The sequence below is a fragment of the Streptomyces sp. NPDC019890 genome (assembly GCF_044903445.1).
Classification (GTDB): Bacteria; Actinomycetota; Actinomycetes; order Streptomycetales; family Streptomycetaceae; genus Streptomyces.
Map to the genome: position 1 here is coordinate 453,366 of NZ_JBJDQK010000001.1, position 19,421 is coordinate 472,786.

Annotated in this window: 20 protein-coding genes and 1 pseudogene; 6 read left to right on the forward strand and 15 right to left on the reverse strand. The window is 70.4% G+C overall.

Annotation, left to right across the window (positions count from 1 at the left end; all coding sequences use genetic code 11):
* Window positions 1-5: 5 nt before the first annotated feature.
* Window positions 6-545 (forward strand): annotated as a pseudogene (gene rfbC, locus ACI2LP_RS01935) (dTDP-4-dehydrorhamnose 3,5-epimerase); the annotation flags it as partial.
* Between the two features lie 18 nt (window positions 546-563).
* A complete protein-coding gene (locus tag ACI2LP_RS01940; protein WP_404723037.1) occupies window positions 564-1,898 on the forward strand; it encodes a glutamate-1-semialdehyde 2,1-aminomutase in 1,335 nt (444 codons plus the stop codon).
* A gap of 7 nt (window positions 1,899-1,905) precedes the next feature.
* Here ACI2LP_RS01940 and ACI2LP_RS01945 read toward each other — a convergent pair whose 3' ends face one another.
* Window positions 1,906-2,586, reverse strand: a complete 681-nt coding sequence (locus ACI2LP_RS01945; protein ID WP_404722577.1) for a phosphatase PAP2 family protein — start codon at window positions 2,584-2,586, stop codon at window positions 1,906-1,908.
* Window positions 2,587-2,651: 65 nt separating this feature from the next.
* On the opposite strand from ACI2LP_RS01945, the gene ACI2LP_RS01950 reads away from it, so the two are divergent.
* Window positions 2,652-2,801, forward strand: a complete 150-nt coding sequence (locus ACI2LP_RS01950) for a hypothetical protein (protein WP_404722578.1) — start codon at window positions 2,652-2,654, stop codon at window positions 2,799-2,801.
* Window positions 2,802-3,484: 683 nt separating this feature from the next.
* Here ACI2LP_RS01950 and ACI2LP_RS01955 read toward each other — a convergent pair.
* From ACI2LP_RS01955 to ACI2LP_RS01985, 7 genes are all read right to left on the reverse strand, one after another.
* Window positions 3,485-4,063, reverse strand: a complete 579-nt coding sequence (locus tag ACI2LP_RS01955; RefSeq protein WP_404722579.1) for a hypothetical protein — start codon at window positions 4,061-4,063, stop codon at window positions 3,485-3,487.
* 2 nt (window positions 4,064-4,065) lie between these two features.
* The gene (locus ACI2LP_RS01960) at window positions 4,066-5,226 is read right to left on the reverse strand and encodes an ROK family glucokinase (RefSeq protein ID WP_360879010.1); all 1,161 of its coding nucleotides are present in this window, start codon (window positions 5,224-5,226) and stop codon (window positions 4,066-4,068) included.
* 283 nt (window positions 5,227-5,509) lie between these two features.
* A complete protein-coding gene (locus ACI2LP_RS01965; RefSeq protein WP_404723038.1) occupies window positions 5,510-6,385 on the reverse strand; it encodes an ATP-binding cassette domain-containing protein in 876 nt (291 codons plus the stop codon).
* Window positions 6,352-7,404 carry an ABC transporter permease gene (locus ACI2LP_RS01970; protein ID WP_404722580.1) on the reverse strand — a complete coding sequence of 351 codons (1,053 nt, stop codon included), beginning with the start codon at window positions 7,402-7,404 and terminating at the stop codon, window positions 6,352-6,354. The genes ACI2LP_RS01965 and ACI2LP_RS01970 overlap by 34 nt, the downstream gene beginning before the upstream one ends.
* Complete coding sequence (locus ACI2LP_RS01975; RefSeq protein WP_404722581.1) at window positions 7,401-7,523, reverse strand: hypothetical protein; 123 nt, start codon at window positions 7,521-7,523, stop codon at window positions 7,401-7,403. The genes ACI2LP_RS01970 and ACI2LP_RS01975 overlap by 4 nt, the downstream gene beginning before the upstream one ends.
* A 38-nt stretch (window positions 7,524-7,561) precedes the next feature.
* Window positions 7,562-8,560: a sugar ABC transporter substrate-binding protein gene (locus tag ACI2LP_RS01980; RefSeq protein ID WP_404722582.1), complete on the reverse strand. Its 999-nt coding sequence runs from the start codon at window positions 8,558-8,560 to the stop codon at window positions 7,562-7,564.
* A gap of 188 nt (window positions 8,561-8,748) precedes the next feature.
* Window positions 8,749-9,486, reverse strand: a complete 738-nt coding sequence (locus ACI2LP_RS01985; RefSeq protein WP_404723039.1) for a GntR family transcriptional regulator — start codon at window positions 9,484-9,486, stop codon at window positions 8,749-8,751.
* 137 nt (window positions 9,487-9,623) lie between these two features.
* Here ACI2LP_RS01985 and ACI2LP_RS01990 point away from each other — a divergent pair, with 137 nt between their 5' ends.
* Entirely contained in the window at window positions 9,624-10,628 is a 1,005-nt protein-coding gene (locus tag ACI2LP_RS01990) for a Gfo/Idh/MocA family oxidoreductase (protein ID WP_404722583.1), read from the forward strand.
* 94 nt (window positions 10,629-10,722) lie between these two features.
* Here the strand turns inward: ACI2LP_RS01990 and ACI2LP_RS01995 are convergent, their stop codons facing one another.
* From ACI2LP_RS01995 to ACI2LP_RS02010, 4 genes are read right to left on the reverse strand one after another with little or no spacing between them, the layout of a single operon-like run.
* Window positions 10,723-11,916 carry a cytochrome P450 gene (locus ACI2LP_RS01995; protein WP_404722584.1) on the reverse strand — a complete coding sequence of 398 codons (1,194 nt, stop codon included), beginning with the start codon at window positions 11,914-11,916 and terminating at the stop codon, window positions 10,723-10,725.
* Between the two features lie 15 nt (window positions 11,917-11,931).
* Entirely contained in the window at window positions 11,932-12,348 is a 417-nt protein-coding gene (locus ACI2LP_RS02000) for a PaaI family thioesterase (protein WP_404722585.1), read from the reverse strand.
* Window positions 12,349-12,357: 9 nt separating this feature from the next.
* Complete coding sequence (locus ACI2LP_RS02005; RefSeq protein WP_404722586.1) at window positions 12,358-13,038, reverse strand: response regulator; 681 nt, start codon at window positions 13,036-13,038, stop codon at window positions 12,358-12,360.
* Complete coding sequence (locus ACI2LP_RS02010; RefSeq protein ID WP_404722587.1) at window positions 13,035-14,267, reverse strand: sensor histidine kinase; 1,233 nt, start codon at window positions 14,265-14,267, stop codon at window positions 13,035-13,037. The genes ACI2LP_RS02005 and ACI2LP_RS02010 overlap by 4 nt, the downstream gene beginning before the upstream one ends.
* A 145-nt stretch (window positions 14,268-14,412) precedes the next feature.
* Between ACI2LP_RS02010 and ACI2LP_RS02015 the strand changes: the two genes are divergently transcribed.
* Window positions 14,413-14,631: a hypothetical protein gene (locus tag ACI2LP_RS02015; protein WP_404722588.1), complete on the forward strand. Its 219-nt coding sequence runs from the start codon at window positions 14,413-14,415 to the stop codon at window positions 14,629-14,631.
* 77 nt (window positions 14,632-14,708) lie between these two features.
* Here the strand turns inward: ACI2LP_RS02015 and ACI2LP_RS02020 are convergent, their stop codons facing one another.
* The 3 genes from ACI2LP_RS02020 to allB form a co-directional block, all read right to left on the reverse strand.
* A complete protein-coding gene (locus ACI2LP_RS02020) occupies window positions 14,709-15,326 on the reverse strand; it encodes a dihydrofolate reductase family protein (protein WP_404722589.1) in 618 nt (205 codons plus the stop codon).
* 332 nt (window positions 15,327-15,658) lie between these two features.
* Window positions 15,659-16,774: an allantoicase gene (alc, locus tag ACI2LP_RS02025; protein ID WP_404723040.1), complete on the reverse strand. Its 1,116-nt coding sequence runs from the start codon at window positions 16,772-16,774 to the stop codon at window positions 15,659-15,661.
* Window positions 16,774-18,117, reverse strand: coding sequence for an allantoinase AllB (gene allB, locus ACI2LP_RS02030; protein WP_404722590.1), 1,344 nt, complete (start codon window positions 18,115-18,117; stop codon window positions 16,774-16,776). The genes alc and allB overlap by 1 nt, the downstream gene beginning before the upstream one ends.
* 352 nt (window positions 18,118-18,469) lie before the next feature.
* Between allB and ACI2LP_RS02035 the strand changes: the two genes are divergently transcribed.
* Window positions 18,470-19,270, forward strand: a complete 801-nt coding sequence (locus ACI2LP_RS02035) for an IclR family transcriptional regulator (protein WP_404722591.1) — start codon at window positions 18,470-18,472, stop codon at window positions 19,268-19,270.
* The last annotated feature ends 151 nt before the right edge of the window (window positions 19,271-19,421 follow it).

Here is a 19,421-nt window from a genome sequence, read left to right on the forward strand (position 1 = left end):
TGAAAATGAAAGCGACCGAAGTCCCGGCGATCGCCGGCGCGTACCTGTTCGAGCCGACGCCGTACGCCGACGAGCGCGGCTTCTTCTGCCGCACCTTCGACGCCGACGTGGTCCGCTCGGTGGGCCTCGACCCGGACGCCTTCGTTCAGGACAGCCTGTCCCGCTCGGTCCGGGGCGTGCTGCGCGGCCTGCACCTGCGCTCCGGCGCCGGCGAGGCCAAGCTGGTGCGGTGCTCGTACGGGAGGATCTTCGACGTCGTCGTGGACCTGCGGCCCGACTCGCCGACATACCGCAGCCAGGCCTTCTTCGAGCTGTCCGACGAGACGCAGGTGACCCTGTACATCCCGGCGGGGTGCGCGCACGGCTTCCAGGCGCTGACCGAAACCGCCGACGTCTCGTACCAGATCGACCGCCCGCACGATCCGGCCGAGGACGTGACGATCGCCTTCGACGACCCGGAGCTCGCCATCCCCTGGCCGCTGCCGGTCATATCGATGTCAAAGCGGGACCGGGAGGCACCGCACCTCGCCGAGGTCCTGCAGCAAACGAGAGGTGAGGTTGGCGTGGACACCGAAGACACCGAAGAGCTCCTCCTGCCCCGGTCGCGGATGGCGAACGAGCGGCTGCACGCCATGATCCCCGGGGGCGCGCACACCTACGCCAAGGGCGACGACCAGTACCCCGAAAACCTGGCCCCGGTCATCAGCCACGGCCGCGGTGCCCACGTGTGGGACATCGACGGCAACTGCTACGTCGAGTACGGCTCCGGCCTGCGGTCGGTCAGCCTCGGCCACGCCCACCCACGCGTGCTCGAAGCGGTGCGGCGGGAACTCGACCGCGGCAGCAACTTCGTCCGGCCGTCCATCGTGGAGGTCGAGGCCGCGGAACGCTTCCTGGCCACGGTGCCGACCGCCGAGATGGTGAAGTTCGCGAAGAACGGCTCCGACGTCACCACCGCCGCGGTGCGACTCGCCCGCGCCGTCACCGGGCGCCCGCGGGTGGCCATCTGCGGCGACCATCCGTTCTTTTCCGTCGACGACTGGTTCATCGGCACCACGCCGATGTCCGCCGGTGTTCCGGCGGCGACCACCGAGCTCACCGTGGCGTTCCCTTACGGGGACCTGGCCGCCACGGAGGAACTGCTCACCCGGTACCAGGACGAGGTCGCCTGCCTGATCCTCGAACCTGCCGGCCACACCGAGCCGCCGCCCGGGTACCTCGCCGGCCTGCGCAAGCTGGCCGACCGGCACGGATGCGTACTGATCTTCGATGAGATGATCACCGGCTTCCGCTGGTCCGAGGCGGGCGCCCAGGGCCTGTACGGCGTCGTCCCCGACCTCTCCACGTTCGGCAAGGCGCTGGGCAACGGGTTCGCCGTCTCCGCGCTGGCCGGGCGCCGCGACCTGATGGAGTGGGGCGGGCTGCGTCACTCCGGCGACCGGGTGTTCCTGCTGTCCACCACGCACGGTGCGGAAACGCACTCGCTGGCCGCCGCGATGGCCGTGCAAACCACCTACGTCGAGGAGGGCATCACCGCTCGGCTGCACGCCCTCGGCGAGCGGTTGGCCGCCGGTGTCCGCGAGGCCGCGGCCGGCATGGGCGTCGGCGACCACATCGTCGTCCGGGGCCGGGCCAGCAACCTGGTCTTCGCCACCCTCGACGAGAACCGGCAGCCGTCGCAGCAGTACCGCACCCTGTTCCTGCGCCGGCTCCTCGCGGGCGGAGTACTGGCCCCGTCGTTCGTGGTGAGCAGCGCGCTCGGCGACGCCGACATCGACCGCACCGTCGACGTGGTGGCCCAGGCATGTGCGGTGTACCGGAAGGCACTGGACGCCGCTGACCCCACCCCCTGGCTGGCCGGGCGGCCGGTGAAGCCCGTATTCCGCCGCTTGGCGTGACGTGACGTCAGCGACGCTCCGGCCGACCGGCGTCGGCCATCCGGTCGACCAGCCAGTCGGCCATCCGGTCGACCAGCCACGCGGTCGCCGGTATGACCGCCAGCGCGGTGCACCAGCCACCGAGGACGTCGGTCGGGTAGTGCGCGCCCAGGGCGACCTGCGCCCAGCCCATGGCGGCGCCGGCAACCAGCGCCGCGGCGAGCACGAGCAACGTGCCGGCCGCCTTGCCGAGGCCGAGCCGGCCGGTCGCGAGCAGCGCCACCATGAGGGCGAGCGCGGTGACGAAGGCGGTGTGCCCGCTCGGATAGGACAGGTTGTCGCCGTGGATGGTGCGTCCCACCAGGGACTTGAGCAGCGTCGCCGTACCCACGGTCATGCCGACGCCGGCAACGATGAGCACCGCTGCGCGAGGACGCCGAAGCAGCAGGCAGCCCGTCACGGTGGCCACGACCAGCGTCGCCGCTCCCACGGGCTCCCCCAAGAAGTCCGTGGCCAGAGCGACGTACCGCCACGGCGGCCCCACACCATCCACCGCCGCCCAGATCCGCGCGTCCACCCTGCCGGGCTCACTGTGGCCGGCATACAGGACCCCGAGCACGACGATCACCAGCGCGGCGAGGGCCGCAATCAGCCCGAGCCACACGCGCAGCGATGGGGGCAGCACCGCGGGCGCCGGCCGGCCGGTCACACGCCCACCGCGTCCGGTCGACCTCCGGTCGTGACCTTCTTGTCTGCCGTGCGCAGCGTCGGGCGTTGCGGGATTACGTCGCCGCCCTGCCGGCGCCGCGGGACCGCGACAAGACGCTGACCGCGTTGGCGGAGCCGGTGACCGCGCCCCACGACGGCGGGGCGTTGTTTCCGGACGACTCCGGTGACCGTAAGTCCGGGCACGTCACGGCCTAGGTGTCCCGTCAATACCTCGGCTCCCGCCGGCAGGTCGGAAACGGCATCGTCGCGGCCACCACCGCCCGGGCCCGCGCCTAGGGCATCGCGTTTCGGGTGTTGGTCGCCGAGCAAGATGACAAACCCGTCAGGCACGAACTGGGCTGGGCCGACTTCCAGATCCGCTCCGGCCAGGCGATCCAACGCGAGCCCCCCGTCGTGTCCGACCCCTCCAGCGACCACAACTACCCCGCGGACACCCGCTCCTGGCCTGTACGACTCCGCGGGAGCCGTACGCCTGTGCAGCCCCGAACTCGCCAGCCTGGCCATCGCCCTGGCCAAAGGCATCGGGATCAGCCTCTACTTGTCACCCTAACAACAATCCGGTCGCGGCAAACCGCTGTCGGACAGTCACGGACTTGTTCGCCGACGCCTGCCGCACGGCCGGCATCCGCCGGTCCATGGGCGCGGTCGGCTCGAGCGCGGACAACGCGGGCGCCGAGTCGTTCTTCGCCTCGCTCAAACGGGAGGCCCGGCCGGCGCGGCTGGCCCACCCAACGAGCCGCTCGGCTCGCGGTGTTCCGCTGGCTCGGCTTCTGCAACTCGCCACGTCAACCAGGGGCGCGCAGCGATGCCGTGGTCCGGGTCGGGGCCGGCGAAACCAAGTAAGCGCCTCGGCGACACCGCCACATGCACGCCTCCGGTCAGGGGGTCGCCGTCGAGACGACGTACACCACGGGGCGGGATCTGTAGGTCAGGTCGACAGTAATGTCCTGGCTGGGCCGCGGGTCCTTCTGCGGGTGGCTGGTGCCCCACCAGTCGCCCTGCCCCGCACCGAAGTCCCAGCTCACCGTCTCGGCGTCCCGCTCGCTGATGCTCACCGCGCCGTCCTCGAGCCGGGCACGGCTCGTCCCGACGCCCTCCAGGAACCGGTCGAGCCCCTCGGACGTGGTGCGGAACTGGACATAGAGCCGGCTGGTCTTCCAGTTGCTCGTCTCGTAGTAGGCGACGTCCGTGGCCTTCGAGGGGACCGGCACCTCAAAGACCCGGCGCTTCATCTGGGACGGCCAGGAGTCCCGCAGACCGGTGGCGGAGGACTCCGCCTCCTTGTCCCGGCCGCTGTCGCGGCTCTGCTCGGCGGAGATCACCAGATAGCCGGCCGGGATGCCCACGAGCAGCACAATGATGATCGCCGTCAGCCAGCGGCGGCGGATCATATGGCGGTGGTCCTCGGGAGGACGGACGCTCTCGTCCAGAGGCGTGGACTGGCGGGGCACGGTCATGGCTACGGTTCCTGGGTGGTGCGGGCAGTGCTGGAGTTGCGGATGGCCTGGGCATAGCGCTCGTACCGCTCGTGCCGCTCCACACGACGGCGGTTGGCCCGGCGGAAGCGTCGGGCCACCAGCCGCGCGAGGTCGGCCGCGCCGACCATACCGGCTTCGGGGCCGAGCTGCGCCTTGGCGATCCGGGCCTCGGGGCGGTAGCCGCGGCCGGTGAGATGCCGCCGGAAGGCGTCCCGGGCGGGGCCGATGAGCAGGTCGTCGGCCGCGCTGACGCCACCGCCGATGACAAAGCAGGAGGGGTCGAGAGCGGCGGCGAGATTGGCGATGCCGATGCCGAGCCACTGGCCGATGTCCTGGAACAGTTCGACGCACATGGCGTCGCCCTCGCGGGCGAGTTCGGTGATGATCGGCCCGGTGATGTCGCCGATATTGCCGCCGACCCGGTCGATGAGGCTGTGCGCGACCGGGGAGTCGGCGGCGGCGAGCTCGCGGGCCTCGCGGACGAGTGCGTTGCCGGAGCTGTACTGCTCCCAGCAGCCGCGGTTGCCGCAGGGGCAGCGGTGGCCGCCGGGCACGACCTGCATATGACCGAACTCACCCGCGACGCCGTACTTGCCGCGCTTGACCTGGCCGTCCTCCAGGATCGCGCCGCCGATGCCGGTACCGAGGGTGATCATCACGAGGTGGTCCTCGCCACGGCCCGCGCCGAAGCGCCACTCCGCCCAGGCGGCGGTGTTGGCGTCGTTGTCCACCAGGACGGGGACGGCGAGCCGGGCCGAGAGCGCATCGCGCAGGGGCTCGTTGCGCCAGGCGAGATGGGGCGCGAACAGGACCTTGGAACGGTCGGCGTCCACCCAGCCGGCCGCGCCGATGCCCACGGCGTGCACATCGTGCCGGTCGGAGAGATCGAGGACCAGCTCGCAGATGGTGTCCTCGACGACCTTGGGGCTCTTGGACTTGTCCGGCGTCTCGGTGCGGACCTTCTCCAGAATGATCCCGTCGGCGTCGACGACCCCGGCCATGACCTTCGTACCGCCGATGTCGATACCGACGGTGGGGACGCGGGGCGCGGTGAGGTGCGAGCGCCGCTCGCGGGTGCCGACGGTCTTCAGGACGGTGGCGCGGGCGGAGCCGCGGTGGGCGAAGTCGCGGTACGTGCTCATGTCCCTGCGGGGTGTCGGGGGCCGGGTGATGTCACGGCCCGGGGTGGGCGGTGCCCACCGGGCCCGATTCTGCCACCCGACGGGCTGCGGCGCGGGCTCACCCGAACCGGGGCTCCGCCCCGGACCCTCGGCGCCTCAATCGCCCCCAGACTTCGTCCGGGGGGGACCCCCCACGAGGCTGAAGTTTCAGCCCGTCCGGCGATTGAGGACACGCCCGAAGGGCGTACGGGGCCCCCGTACGCCCTTCGGGCGTAGGGGGAGGGTCCGGGCGGAGCCCCGGTGGCTAGGGCGCGGGCGGCTCGTCCTTCAACGGATGACCGCCCAGATGCGTCGGCACCGGCGCTCTCTCCAGCTCGTGCCGCAGATCCTCCAGCTCACTGCCCCCCGCCATCTGCCGCGTCAGCTCATCCAGCGTGACCGACTTCTTCGTATGGCTCGCCGACATCGTGCCGCGCTTGAGCAGTACAAAGCGGTCGCCGACCAGATACGCGTGGTGCGGGTTGTGTGTGATCAGTACGACACCCAGTCCCGCATCGCGTGCCGCCGCCACATACTTCAGCACCACACCCGACTGCTTCACTCCGAGCGCCGCGGTCGGCTCGTCCAGGACCAGGACCTTCGCCCCGAAGTAGACCGCCCGCGCGATCGCCACACACTGGCGCTCGCCGCCCGACAGCGTCCCGATCGGCTGGTCGACATCGCGCAGGTCGATGCCCATGCGCAGCAGCTCGGACCGGGTGGTCTCGCGCATCAGCTCGACGTCGAGGCGCTTGAAGGGGCCGGCCCCTTTCGTCGGCTCGGAGCCGAGGAAGAAGTTCCGCCAGACCGGCATCAGCGGTACGACGGCGAGGTCCTGGTAGACCGTGGCGATACCGCGGTTCAGGGACTCGCGCGGGCTGGCGAGGCTCGTCTGCTCGCCCTCGATCAGGAACGTGCCCGCGTCATGCCGGTGCAGCCCCGCGATGATCTTGATCAGCGTGGACTTGCCCGCGCCGTTGTCGCCGAGCACGCAGGTGATCTCGCCCGCGTGTACCTCGAGGGAGACACCTTCCAGGGCTCGGATGTTGCCGTAGTACTTACTGACGTTGTCGAGCTCGACGAGGGCCGTCCCGGTCTTCGCAGATGTCACCGTGTCGCCTCCGCACGCTTGCGGACCCAGGCGTTCAGCAGGGTCGCCAGAAGGAGCATCGCTCCGAGGAAGAACTTGAACCAGTCCGGGTTCCACTCCGCGTACACGATGCCCTTGCTGGTCATGCCGAAGATGAACGCGCCGACCGCCGAGCCGATCGCGGAGCCGTAGCCACCGGTGATCAGACAGCCGCCGATGACGGCCGCGATGATGTACGTCAGCTCGTTGCCGACGCCCTCGCCGGACTGCACCACGTCGAATGAGAAGAGCAGATGCTGTCCGGAGACCCAGGCGGCGAAGGCGACGCCCATATACAGGCCGATCTTGGTCCTGTTGACCGGGACGCCGACCGCGCGGGCCGCATCCGCGCCGCCGCCGACCGCGAAGATCCAGTTGCCGAAGCGGGTGCGCAGCAGGATCCAAGTGGCCAGGGCGACCAGGCCGAACCACCACAGTATGGTCACCTTGAGGGTGACGTCACCGAGGGTGAGCTCGGAGGCGAAGAGCTTCTTGGCCGATTCGAACCCGTCCATGTCGGCGATGGACTTGGTGGAGACCGTGCCGCTGATCAGCTTGGTGAAGCCGAGGTTGAGGCCCGTCAGCATCAGGAACGTGCCGAGCGTGATGATGAAGCTGGGCAGTTTCGTACGGGTCAGCATGAAGCCGTTGAAGAGACCGACGGCGAGCGTGACCACCAGCGAGACGAGAACACCGGCCCAGACGTTCGCCGTCATCTGATAGCTGAACATCGCGGAGATCAGCGCGGAGCTGGTCACCAGGACACCGGCCGAGAGGTCGAACTCGCCGCCGATCATCAGCAGCGCCACCGGAACCGCCATGATGCCGAGCGTCGATGCCGCGTACAGCACGGTGGAGAAGCTGGACGCCCGCAGGAAGGAGTCCGCGACGATCGAGAAGAAGATGAAGACCGCCGCGGCGCCGACGACCGACCCCAGCTCGGGGCGGCCCATCAGCTTGCGCAGGGGTGAGGTGCGCAGCAGCCGTTCGTCGGTCTTCTGCGGTGCAGCAGGTGGTGCGGTCGCACTCATCGGGTCCCCCGCTCTGTGTAGTCCTGCAGCTCGGCGGCGTCCGTCCTGGTGATGATCTGCGGCCCGGTGAGGACGGGCCGCCCGCCGCCGAGCACATCGGCGTTGTACTTGTGTGTCACAGCAGGTCGGAGGGTGGGCATCGGGTATACCGCGTACGTCATCGGGTGCCGTCGGCGGTCAGCTTCTCGAGGGCGGGCACGTCCTTCTCGGTGACGAGGGCCGGGCCGGTGAGGACCGGCTTTCCGCCGCCGATCACATTGCCGTTGACCTTGTTGAGCCAGAGCTCGTCGATGGCCAAGTAGCCCTGGAGGTAGGGCTGCTGGTCGACGGCGAAGCCGATCTGCTTGGCCTTGAGCTGCTTGACCACCTCGGCGTTGAGGTCGAAGGTGTCGACCTCGGCCTTGGAGCCGGCGCCCTCCTTGGCCTTGACCGACGCGGCGGCCAGGGGTGCGCCGAGCGTGACGACGGCGTCAATGTCCTTGCCGCTCTGGAGCTTTGCCTCGATGGAGGAGGTGGAGGCGGGGGTGTTGGTGCCGTCGACGTTGAGGTTTTCGACGGTCCCCTTGAACGTCTTCTTCACACCCGCGCAGCGCGCCTCGAGCGAGACATTGCCCTGCTCGTGGATGACGCAGATGGCCTTCTTCTTGCCGCGCTTGTTGAGCTCCTCGCCGACGGCCTCGCCGGCCACCGACTCGTCCTGGCCGATGTGGCTGAGCGCGCCGACCTCCTTCGAGAACTCGGCGCCCGAGTTGATCGTCACGACAGGTATGCCGGCGGCGACGGCCTTCTTGACGACCTCCTTGACGGCCTCCGGCTTGGCGAGGGTCACCACGATGCCGTCGACCTTCTGGTCGATGTAGGTCTGGACGAGCTGGGCCTGCTCCTTGCCCTCCTTGTTGGCGGCGTAGAGGAACTCCACGTTGTCCTTCTTGGCCGCGACCTTTGCGCCGCTCTGGACGATGTCCCAGAAGGTGTCGCCCTCGCCGGAGTGGGTGACCATCGCGATCTTCAGGCGCTGGGTGGTGGCGGCCACTCCGCCTCCGCCGCCCTCGGAGGGGCTGTCCTTCGCCTCCTTGCCGCCGGAACTGCTGCATCCGGCGACGACGACCAGGGCACTTGCGGCGAGCAGGGCTGCTGCCGTGCGGGTGGTACGCATGCTGGGTCCGCCTTCTCTCCCGGCCGCCCGGTTGCGGCTGGGAGCGTTTCTACGGCGGCCGCGCAACCCCGTCAAGACTTTGTCCGAACATTCTTACGCGAATGACATTCTTACGTGACCTGCCCTCGGCCCTTCAGCACGGCTTCGGGGCGGCTTCCGGACGCTTCCGGACGGCTTCCGGACGGCCTTCAAGGCCGGACAAGAAGCTGGAACTCGAAGGCATAGCGCGAGGCGCGATAGATGTGCGAGCCGAACTCGACCGCCCGTCCGGTGTCGTCGAACGTCGTGCGCTCCATGGTCAGCACCGGAGCCCCGGTCGCCTCGGTGAGCTGCTCGGCCTCCGTGGCGGTGGCGGCCCGCGCCCCGACCGACTGGCGGGCGCTGTGCAGCGTGATCCCGGCGGCCCGCATCATCCGGTACAGACCGGTGGCCTCAAGGCGCTCGGTGTCGCAGTCGAAGAGCCCGGCGGGCAGATGATTGCGCAGCAGCGCCATGGGCTCACCGTGCGCGTACCGCAGCCGCTCGATCAGCTGGACGTTGCTGCCCTCGGCCACCCCGAGGGCGGCCGCGACCTCGGCACTTGCCTGCTCGACGGCATTGCGCAGCACGACGGTGGCGGGCCGCTGGCCGGCCGCCTCCAGGTCGTCGTACAGGCTGCTGAGCTCCAGCGGCCGCTTGACCTGGCTGTGCACCACCTGGGTGCCCACCCCCCGCCGGCGCACCAGCAGGCCCTTGTCGACGAGCGACTGGATGGCCTGGCGCACGGTCGGGCGGGACAGGCCGAGCCTGCCCGCCAGCTCGATCTCGTTGCCGAGCAGGCTGCCGGGGGTGAGGGTCCCTCTCTCGATGGCCGCTTCCAGCTGCTGCGACAGCTGGAAGTAGAGCGGGACCGGACTGGTGCGGTCCACGCTCAGCTGGAGAGACAGGGACGAGTCCGTCACGTGTCTGGGCTGCTTGGGCACGGGGTGAGCGTAGTCGCACAGATTGTTGACGGGAAGTCGTGAAGTTCGGTTGTCAGGACAAAGTCTTGACATCGTGCCTGGCCCGCCGCCACCTTTGGGCCATGCGCATCGGACTCATCGGAACGGGACGTATCGGCACCTTTCACGCGGGCGTGCTCAGCCGCCACCGGGAGGTGGGATCTCTGGTCGTGGCGGACGCCGACCCGGCGCGGGCGGCCGAGGTGGCCGAGCACACCGGCTCCACCGCCGCGCCCAGCGCGGACGAGATCTTCAAATGGGGCGTGGACGCCGTGGTGATCGCATCGGCCACCGCCGCCCATGCCGAACTCATCGGCAGGGCCGCCCGCGCCGGCCTCCCCGCCTTCTGTGAGAAACCGATCGCCCTTGATCTGCCGGGCACGCTCGGCGCCCTGCGGGAGGTCGAGGCGGCGGGCACGCTGCTCCAGCTGGGCTTTATGCGCCGCTTCGACGCGGGGTACACCACCGCCCGGGAACTGGTGCGCTCCGGACGGCTCGGCCGGCTGCACACCGTACGGGCCATCACCTCCGACCCGGCCCCGCCGCCCGCGGCGTATCTGCCGCTCTCCGGCGGCCTCTACCGGGACTGTCTGGTCCATGACTTCGACATCCTGCGCTGGGTGACCGGCCGCGAGGTCGTCGAGGTGTACGCGACCGGCTCGGACGCGGGTCCCTCGATGTTCCGCGAGGCGGGCGACGTCGACACGGCCGCCGCGCTGCTCACCCTGGACGACGGGACGCTGGCCACGGCGACGGCCACCCGCTGCAACGGCGCGGGCTATGACGTACGCATGGAACTGGCCGGCGAACTCGACCAGGTCGCGGTCGGGCTGGACGACTGCACGCCGATCACCTCCACCGAGCCGCAGGGCCCGCCACCGGCCACCAAGCCGTGGCCCGGGTTCCTGGAGCGGTTCGCCCCGGCGTACGAGGCGGAGCTGGACACCTTCGTCCGGATGGTGCAGGGCGAGGCCGAGAACCCGTGCGACGGACGGGAGGCGCTGACGGCACTGCGGATCGCGGAGGCGTGCGAGCTGTCGCGGCGGGAGCACCGGCCGGTGCGGCTGGAGGAGATCCCGGCGGACTGAGGGCGGCGGTTCGGGTCCGAGCCGGGGCTCCGCCCCCGCCCCTACGCCCCTGGCGGGCGTGGGGGCCCTCCGCACACGCCCCAGGGGCTGACATTCACCACCGCACCGGCAGGCGCTCCGGACCCCGGATGAGCATGCCGGTGCGCCAGGTCAGCGCCGCCGGATGTCCGTCCAGCGCCAGCTCCGGGCAGCGTTCCAGCAGCGAACGGATCGCGATCCGGGCCTCCAGCCGGGCCAGCGGCGCACCCAGGCAGTAGTGGATGCCGTGTCCGAAGGCCAGATGCCCGCGCGTGTCCCGGCGGATGTCGAAGCGCTCCGGGTCCGGGAAGCGCGTCGGGTCCCGGTCGGCGTCGGCCAGCGCGACCAGCACCAGCTGACCGCCGCCCGGAATCACCGTGCCGCCGATCTCCAGGGGCTCGACGGTGAAGCGGTACGTCGGCGTCTCCAGCGGGCCTTCGTAGCGCAGCATCTCCTCGACCGCGCCCTCCATGAGCGAGAAGTCGGCGCGCAGGGCGGCGAGTTCGCCGGGGTGGCTGAGCAGGGCGAGTACGCCGTTGGAGATCAGATTGACCGTGGTCTCGTGCCCGGCGACCAGCAGCAGCCAGGCCATGCCGAGCAGTTCCTCGCCGCCGAGCCGGTCGCCGTCCTCGTCGGCCGTGTTGATCAGCGCGCTCATCAGGTCCTCGCCGGGCTGCTCGCGCTTGTCGGCCAGCAGCCGGCCGAGGTACTCGTTCATCTGGACCGCCGCATCCCTCCGCTGCTCGCGGTCGCCCGCGCCGAGCGCCGTGTTCGACCAGCCGCGGAAGGCGTCCTGGTCGAGGAAGGGCACTCCGAGCAGTTCGCAGATGACGGCGATGGGCAGCGGGAAGGAGAGCGCGTCGACAAGGTCCGCGTGCCCGGCCGGCAGCATCTCGTCCAGCAGCCGGTCGGTGATCTGCTGGACGCGCGGGGCGAGTTGTTCCACGCGCCGCATCGTGAACTCCCGCGCCACCAGCTTGCGCAGCCGCGAGTGCAGGGGCGGGTCGGAGCTGAGCATGGTGATGCCGGCGGCGAGCCGGCCGATGCCGAGCTCCGGCGAGACATTGCGCCAGTCCTTGGACAGCCGCGGATCGGCGAGCGCGGCCCGGCCCGCCTCGTGTCCGACGACCAGCCAGGCCTCGGGGCCTTCGGGCATGCGTACGCGGTGGACGGGTCCCCTGGCGCGTAACTCGGCGTAGACGGGATAGGGATCGCGAGTGAAGTCCTCGCCGAGCGCGGCGAGATCCACGATCGCTGCTTCAGTGGTCACGGCACGGTCTCCTTCTCAGGACTGTTGCGCGGACAGTACGGTGCCCTGCGCGACGGCACAGAGCGTCTCTTCGCCGTCCGCGTTCACCGCGAACAGGTCGCAGCGGACGACGGCCTGCCGGCGGCCGGTGTGCACGACGGCGGCGCGGGCGACCAGTGTCACGCCGGTGGCGGGACGGAGGTACTGCACTGAGAAGCCGCTGGTCAGCACGGCGGCCCCGAGCGTCGTACCGGCGGCGAAGGTGATCGAGTTGTCGGCCGCGTAGGCGAGGACTCCCCCGTGCAGATAGCCGTTCTGCTGGTGCAGCTCCTCCCGGATGTCGACCTCGAGCGCGGCCTCGCCGTCGCCGAAGGCGGTGATCCGCGCTTTGAGCAGTCTGCTGAAAGGCTGGCTGTCGAGCACCTTCCGGGCCGCTTCGAGATCACGTCGCATCGCGTCAGCCTACGGCTGTTCCTCTCCGTCGAGCAGGCCCGCGTCATGTGCCAACAGTGCGATCTGGACACGGTTGTTGAGGTCCAGTTTTGCCAGAATCCGGGAGACATGCGTCTTGACGGTCGGCACGCTCATATAGAGGGTCGCGGCGATCTCGGCGTTGGACTGACCGCGGCCGACGGCGACAGCCACCTCCCGCTCGCGCTCGGCGAGCGAGGTGAGCCGCTCCGCCGCCGCGCTGCGGCGGGTGCCGGGGGTGCCGGGGGTGCGGTCGGCGACATGGGTCATCAACTGGCGGGTGACGGCCGGGGAGAGCACGGGATCGCCCGCCGCGACGCGCCGTACCGCGGCGACGATTTCGGCGGGCGGGGTGTCCTTCAGTACGAATCCGGCGGCGCCCGCGCGCAGCGCCCGCAGCACCTGTTCGTCGGCGTGGAAGGTGGTGAGGACGACGACTTCGGGGGCGTCCTTGCGTGCGCGCAGCAGCTCGGTGGCGGTGAGGCCGTCCATCGTCGGCATCCGGATGTCCATCAGCACCACATCGGGCGCCAGTCTGTCGACGAGCGCGGCGACTTCGCAGCCGTCGGCCCCCTCCCCCACGATCTCGAGGTCGTCGGCCCCGCCGAGCATGAGGGAGAGCCCAGCCCGTACGAGGGGGTCGTCATCGACGACGAGCAACCGGATAGTCATGCGGCCCACGGTAGCCAGGCCCGGACGTGGAATCCGCCGTCGTCCGTCGCTCCGTGGTCCAGCCGGCCGCCCGCGAGCGTGGCCCGTTCGGTGAGGCCGATCAGCCCCTGGCCGGAGCCGGGGACCTTCTCGACCTCGCCGAGCGCGGCGGGGTTGTCGACCTCGACGGTGAGGCCGCTGCCGGGGCCGCCCGTGACGACGACCGTGACTTCCGTACCGGGCGCGTGTTTACGGGCGTTGGTCAGGCCCTCCTGCGCGATGCGGTAGACGGTGCGGCCGGTGGCGGCGGGGACGGCGGCCGGGTCGGTGATGCGGTTGTCGAGGGTGACCTTCATGCCTGCCTCCCGGGACTCGGCGACCAGTGCGTCGAGGCTCGCGAGGGTGGGCTGCGGCCGGTCGGGCCCGTCGGACTCGCCCGGTGCACGCAGCACGCCGATGATCTCGCGCAGATCCTGGAGTGCGTCGTGCGCACTGTCGCGGATCACTCCGGCGGCCCTTGCGACCTGTGCCGGGGGCGCGTCCGGCCGGAATTCGAGGGCGCCCGCATGCACGCTGAGCAGGGTCAGCCGATGGGCGAGCACATCGTGCATCTCCCGGGCGATGGCCTCGCGGGCCAGCCGCTGGGCCTGTTCGGCGCGGAGTTCCGCCTCGGTCTCGGCCCGCAGGGCGCGCTCGCGGAGCGCGATGAAGAGCTGGCGGCGGGCTCGTACGAGCATGCCCCAGCCGATGACCAGCAGGATCAGGATGAGCCCGGTGACGACGGAGGCCAGGAAGGACATGCCCGGGTCGGGACGGAGGGCGGCCTGTGCGGCCGAACCCCCGATGGCAAGGGCACCGACGATCGCGACGGGCTTGAAGGGGCGGTGTACGGCGAGGCTGAACAGGCTCACCAGTAGCGCACCCGCGGCGACCGGATCCACCACGCTCACGACGATCAGGCCGATCGCGAGCCCGAGGGGTACGCGCCGCCGCGCCCACAGCGCGCAGCAGGCGGCCGCGCCCACCAGCTGGTCGGCGAAGACGACGAGTTCGGAGTTGCCCGCCTGCGCGCTCGCCTCCGAGGTGAGCAGGCCGATGAGCGCGGCGACGAGGAAGGCAAGGGTGTCGACGACCCAGTCGCGCACGGTCCGCCGCGGCCGCCCTGCCTTTGCCCGGTCGCCCGGGAGGTCCGGGTCAAGCGACTCGGCCATGGCCGACGGCAGCAGCCAGGGGTATTCCGTACGCGTCATATCGACAAAGCTACGCAGGTGAGCGGCGTGGGACCCCACTTCGGCGGCGGGAAGCTACCAAAGTCGCGCGGCCCGAGACTTTCGGAGCAGCGGCGCATCCCGGGGTCGGACGCGGTGCCGCGGCGGACCCGACGACGATCGGCGCATGAAGAAGATTCTCGAGGGCGTCGGCATGGTGCTGCTGGTGACGGGCGGCTGCGGCGTGCTGCACGAGCTGACCGGCTGGTTCCGCTTGATCGGCTTCACGCGCTGGTTCACGGAGCACCTCGGCTTTCTGCACGGCCGGGAGCTCTTCGCGAACATCGTGATCACGGTCGTGGGCTTCGCCGTGCTGATGATCGCGGACCAGTTCCGGAAGGCCTGAGGCCGACCGAGAACCCAAGCAGTTCCGGCCGGTCGCGCTGGGTCGCACACCTGCTGCCGCCGCTGTGCGTCCCTTCGTTATTCGGCCTCGTAAGTGCCGTACTCGGGACGGCCCGCCAGCTCGTACGTGTGGATGGCCACGCCCGCCGCCGTGGTGCGGGCCGAGGTGTGCCGGAGCGCGGTCGGGACCGCGCCGCTCGCGAAGAGGCGGCGGCCCGTGCCAAGGACGACCGGAAAGATCAGCAGGTTGTATGTGTCGATCAGGTCGTGCGCCATGAGGAAGTGGGCGAGGGCTCCGCTGCCGTGGACCTGGAGCTCGCCGTTCGTGCGCTCCTTCAGCGCGGTGACCTCCGCGGCAAGGTCGCCGTCGATGACGGTACTGCCCTCCCAGTCGGCCTTCTTGAGCTTGTTCGACGCGACGTACTTCGGAAGGGAGTTGAGCCGGGACGCGATCGGGTCGTCGGGGTCGGTCACCTTGGGCCAGTAGCCGGCGAAGATCTCGTACGTACGGCGGCCGAGCAGAAAGGCACCGGCCCGTTCGAAGACCTCGGTCATGAAGCGGCCGAAGTCGTCGTCCCCGTACGGGACGGACCAGCCGCCGAGGGCGAAGCCGCCGCTGGGGTCCTCGTTCGGTCCGCCGGGGGCCTGCATCACGCCGTCGAGGGTGACGAATGTGGTGATCGAGAGCTGCGCCATGGCGATGCCTCTTTCGGGGATTCCGGGGATGTCGTGGATTGCGGTGTTCCGGTCATCAGTTGAGACCCCCCTCACGCCGGGAATTCATCGACATTCAACGTCCGTTTGCCGCCGGCGCCGAGGAGGCAGGGCCGGTTTACTCGGGCTCGTAACCACTAGTGACATGCGCCGGCCCGTGAGAGCTGGGTGGGCGCGGCCTGACGGCGAACCTGGTGCACCCGCGGCCGTCCTCAATGGTGGTTTCGCGGGCGAACCGCAGCGGGGTCCGGGGCGGAGCCCCGAAAACCAGCCTCGCCGCGATTGAGGCGTGGGGTCCGGGGCGAAGCCTCGGGTCAGCCGCCCAGTTCCTGGTGCCGCGCCCGCAGACCCGCCGCGCCGTCCGCGGTCAGCGAGCCGAACAGCCGCAGGCGCGAGATGCCGCCGTCCGGGTAGATGTCCACCCGCACATGCGTGCCGACCGCGGGGCCCGCCGGCACGAAACGGTGATTCGTGTCCGGCTGCAGACGGGTCCGCGGAAGGATCTCCGCCCACTCCCCGCTCTCACCGTCGCGGAGCGAAACCGCCGCCCAGCCCGCGCTGTTGCCCTTCAGATACGCCGTGTCGATCTCCACCGCGCGGATCTCGGACTGCGCCACCAGCTGATAGCGGATCCAGTCGTTGCCCTTGTCCCGGCGCCGGCGGGTCTCCCAGCCGTCGTCCATCTTGCGGGAGCGGCCCGGTTGGATGGTGTTGGTGGCCGGGGAGTAGAAGCGGTCGGACGCGTCCTCGACCCGGCCGCCGTTCTCCAGCGCGACCACGTCGAAGGTGCCGAGCGCGCCGAGCCACGCCGGATCGGGTGCGACCTCGCCGTAGACCCGCAGCCGGGCGATGCCGCCGTCGGGGTGCTGGTTGACGCGCAGATGTGTGAAGCGCTGCTCGACGTCGACCGCGAAGCCGTTCGCCGCGTGGCCGCCGATGGCCGTACGCGGGACGAGCGTCACCCACTTCACGTCGTCGGCGAGCAGATCCTCGGGCGAGGGGGAGCCCGCGACGGCGGTGGCCTCGACGGAGACCGCCTGCGGGTAGTTGCCGCGGAAGTGGGCGGTGTCGACGACGATGCCGCGTACGACGCCGGGCGCGCCGAGCCGTACGAGAGCCCAGTCGTGGTCGTCGTCGGTCGGGTGCGGCTGTACGGCGCTCACGCCACGGCGACGGCGGGTCTCCCAGCCGTCCATGATCTTGCCCTTGTGGCCGAAGTGCTCCGGGTCGAACTCCGCGGCCTGAGGCTTCAGCAGGTTCTCGCGCTCGGCGAAGAACTCGTCGTTGGCGGCGATCACGCCCGCGCCGAGCCGCCGGTCGGCCAGGTCGACGTGGTGCTCGAAGGGAAACTCGGCCGTGCGGTAGTCGGCGTACGGGTCGCCGCCGCCGAACGGGCCGGCGTCACCGGTGAAGGAAGGGATGGACACGATCAGTTGTTCCTTTCGAGCAGTCGGCCGGTCGGCTCGGCCAGGGTGGCGTTCTCCACGATGCGTTCGCCGCGCAGCCAGGTCGACCTGACGACTCCGTGCAGGGTCTTGCCCGCGTATGCCGTCACCTGGTTGCGGTGGTGGAGCTCGGCCGGGTCGACGGTGAATCTCTCGTCGGGCGCGAGGACGGCGAAGTCGGCGTCGCGGCCCGCCTCGATCGCGCCCTTCTGGTTCAGTCCCGCGAGCTTCGCGGGGGCCTCGGACATCCAGCGGACGACGTCCTCGAGGGTGCGGCCGCGCTTGCGGGCCTCGGTCCAGATCGCCGGGAGACCCAGCTGGAGGGAGGAGATGCCACCCCAGGCGGAGGCGAAGTCCGGGGTCTTGAGGTCGGTGGTGCAGGGCGAGTGGTCGGAGACGATGCAGTCGATCGTCCCGTCGGCCAGTCCCTCCCACAGTGCGTCCTGGTTCGCCGCCTCACGGATCGGCGGGCAGCACTTGAACTCCGTTGCCCCGTCGGGGACTTCCTCGGCCGTGAGGGTGAGGAAGTGCGGACAGGACTCGACGGAGATCCTGACGCCCTCCCGCTTGGCGGCCGCGATCAGCGGCAGCGCGTCGGAGGAGGATAGATGCAGTACGTGCACACGGGCATTGAGGCGGCGGGCGTGCGCGATCAGGCTCTCGATCGCCGTGTTCTCGGCGTCGCGCGGCCGGGAGGCGAGGAAGTTCGCGTACTGGGGGCCGGACTGCTGAGGCGCGGCGGCCAGCTGGTGCGGGTCCTCGGCGTGCACGATCAGCAGTCCGCCGAAGCCGGCGATCTCGGCCATCGACCGGGCGAGCTGGTCCTGGTCGAGCTCGGGGAACTCCTCGACGCCGGACGGCGAGAGGAAGCACTTGAAGCCGAAGACTCCGGCGTCGTACAGCGGCCGCAGGTCCTTCACATTGGACGGGACGGCTCCGCCCCAGAAGCCGACGTCGATGTGCGCCTTGCTGCGGGCCACGTCCTGCTTGGTGGCGAGGTTGCCGACGGTGGTGGTCGGCGGGAGGGAGTTGAGGGGCATGTCCAGCAGGGTGGTGATGCCACCGGCCGCGGCCGCGCGGGTGGCGGACCAGAAGCCCTCCCACTCGGTGCGGCCGGGGTCGTTCACATGGACATGGGTGTCGACGAGACCAGGGAGTACGACATCGTCCCCGACGTCCTCCAGCCGGGCTCCGGCCGGCAGCTCGGCGTCGTACGGCAGCACCGCCGCGATCTTCCCGGCGGCGACGGCGACCGATGCGGCGCGCGTCCCTTCCGGGGTGACCACGCGAGTCGAGCGCAGTACCAGGTTCACGTCCACATTGGACACCCGTGCCCCTCACTTCCGTCCAGTACGGGGAAATCCGTAAAGCGAACCCGTACAGCGAAATTCAACGAACTGTTGAAGGAGTCTTCACTCCGGAGTCCGGTCCGTCAAGACCCGCCCCGACGAGCACGGCAAGGTCGAACCCTGGCTAGATATTTCCACCTAGTGGAAGTAGACTTTCACACAGCAGAACGTAGTCCTCGCCGAGGCGAGCACCGAGAGATCGCCGGAGATGACCGCCAACACAGGGACAAACACCCCCTGACCGGCAAAGACGCCGTGCCGAGTGCGGTGTGCCGGGCGCAGCCGCCCGGTAGGCTGCTCACTTGTCTGCCTGCCCGAAAGGACCGTTGACGTGCCGACGTCCAGCGCCAGCGCCACCGACGCCGCCAAGACCGCATCCAGCGGTGGCGTGCAGTCCCTGGAGCGCGCCTTCGACCTGCTCGAGAGAATGGCCGACGCCGGCGGCGAGGTCGGGCTCAGCGAACTCTCCGCCAGCAGCGGTCTGCCGCTGCCCACGATCCACCGCCTGATGCGCACGCTCGTGGCCTGCGGTTACGTACGCCAGCAGCCCAATCGCCGCTATGCGCTCGGCCCCCGTCTGATCCGCCTCGGCGAGTCCGCATCCCGGCTGCTGGGCACCTGGGCCCGCCCTTACCTGGCTCGCCTGGTCGAGGAGACCGGCGAGACGGCGAACATGGCGCTGCTCGACGGCGACGAGATCGTGTATGTGGCGCAGGTGCCCTCCAAGCACTCCATGCGCATGTTCACCGAGGTCGGCCGGCGGGTCCTGCCGCACTCCACCGGCGTGGGCAAGGCGCTGCTCGCGCACACCCCGCCGGACGAGGTGCGGGCGCTGCTGGCCAGGACCGGCATGCCCGCAGCCACCGAGAAGACGATCACGACGCCCGAGGGCTTCCTGGACGCGCTGGAGCAGGTGCGGCACGCCGGGTACGCGGTGGACGACAACGAGCAGGAGATAGGGGTCCGCTGCCTCGCGGTCTCGGTGCCCAACTCCCCCACGGCGGCGGCAGTGTCGATCTCGGGCCCGGCGGGCCGGGTCACCGAGGCGGCCACGGAGAGGATCGTGCCGGTCCTGCAGGAAGTCGCCAAGGACCTCTCGGCCGCACTGGCGAACACGTCCACGCAGGGCTGACAGCCGGGGCTCAGCCCCGGACCCTCCCCCGTGGGGGACCCCCAGTTCTCGATCGCCGGACGGGCTGAATTTCGGCCCGTCCGCGCCGCGAGACCGGCGCGCAGGGATCCGGGTCGCAGCCCCGGCCTCGACCAGGGTCAGGGGGCTTGCC

What these genes read in the sequence shown, in the direction of transcription:
- ACI2LP_RS01955 (WP_404722579.1), bottom strand. Translation starts at nt 4,063, where the DNA reads ATGACCGTGCCCCGCCAGTCCACGCCTCTGGACGAGAGCGTCCGTCCT.
- ACI2LP_RS01960 (WP_360879010.1), bottom strand. Translation starts at nt 5,226, where the DNA reads ATGAGCACGTACCGCGACTTCGCCCACCGCGGCTCCGCCCGCGCCACC.
- ACI2LP_RS01970 (WP_404722580.1), bottom strand. Translation starts at nt 7,404, where the DNA reads ATGAGTGCGACCGCACCACCTGCTGCACCGCAGAAGACCGACGAACGG.
- ACI2LP_RS01980 (WP_404722582.1), bottom strand. Translation starts at nt 8,560, where the DNA reads ATGCGTACCACCCGCACGGCAGCAGCCCTGCTCGCCGCAAGTGCCCTG.
- ACI2LP_RS01990 (WP_404722583.1), top strand. Translation starts at nt 9,624, where the DNA reads ATGCGCATCGGACTCATCGGAACGGGACGTATCGGCACCTTTCACGCG.
- ACI2LP_RS02000 (WP_404722585.1), bottom strand. Translation starts at nt 12,348, where the DNA reads ATGCGACGTGATCTCGAAGCGGCCCGGAAGGTGCTCGACAGCCAGCCT.
- ACI2LP_RS02005 (WP_404722586.1), bottom strand. Translation starts at nt 13,038, where the DNA reads ATGACTATCCGGTTGCTCGTCGTCGATGACGACCCCCTCGTACGGGCT.
- ACI2LP_RS02010 (WP_404722587.1), bottom strand. Translation starts at nt 14,267, where the DNA reads ATGACGCGTACGGAATACCCCTGGCTGCTGCCGTCGGCCATGGCCGAG.
- ACI2LP_RS02015 (WP_404722588.1), top strand. Translation starts at nt 14,413, where the DNA reads ATGAAGAAGATTCTCGAGGGCGTCGGCATGGTGCTGCTGGTGACGGGC.
- ACI2LP_RS02020 (WP_404722589.1), bottom strand. Translation starts at nt 15,326, where the DNA reads ATGGCGCAGCTCTCGATCACCACATTCGTCACCCTCGACGGCGTGATG.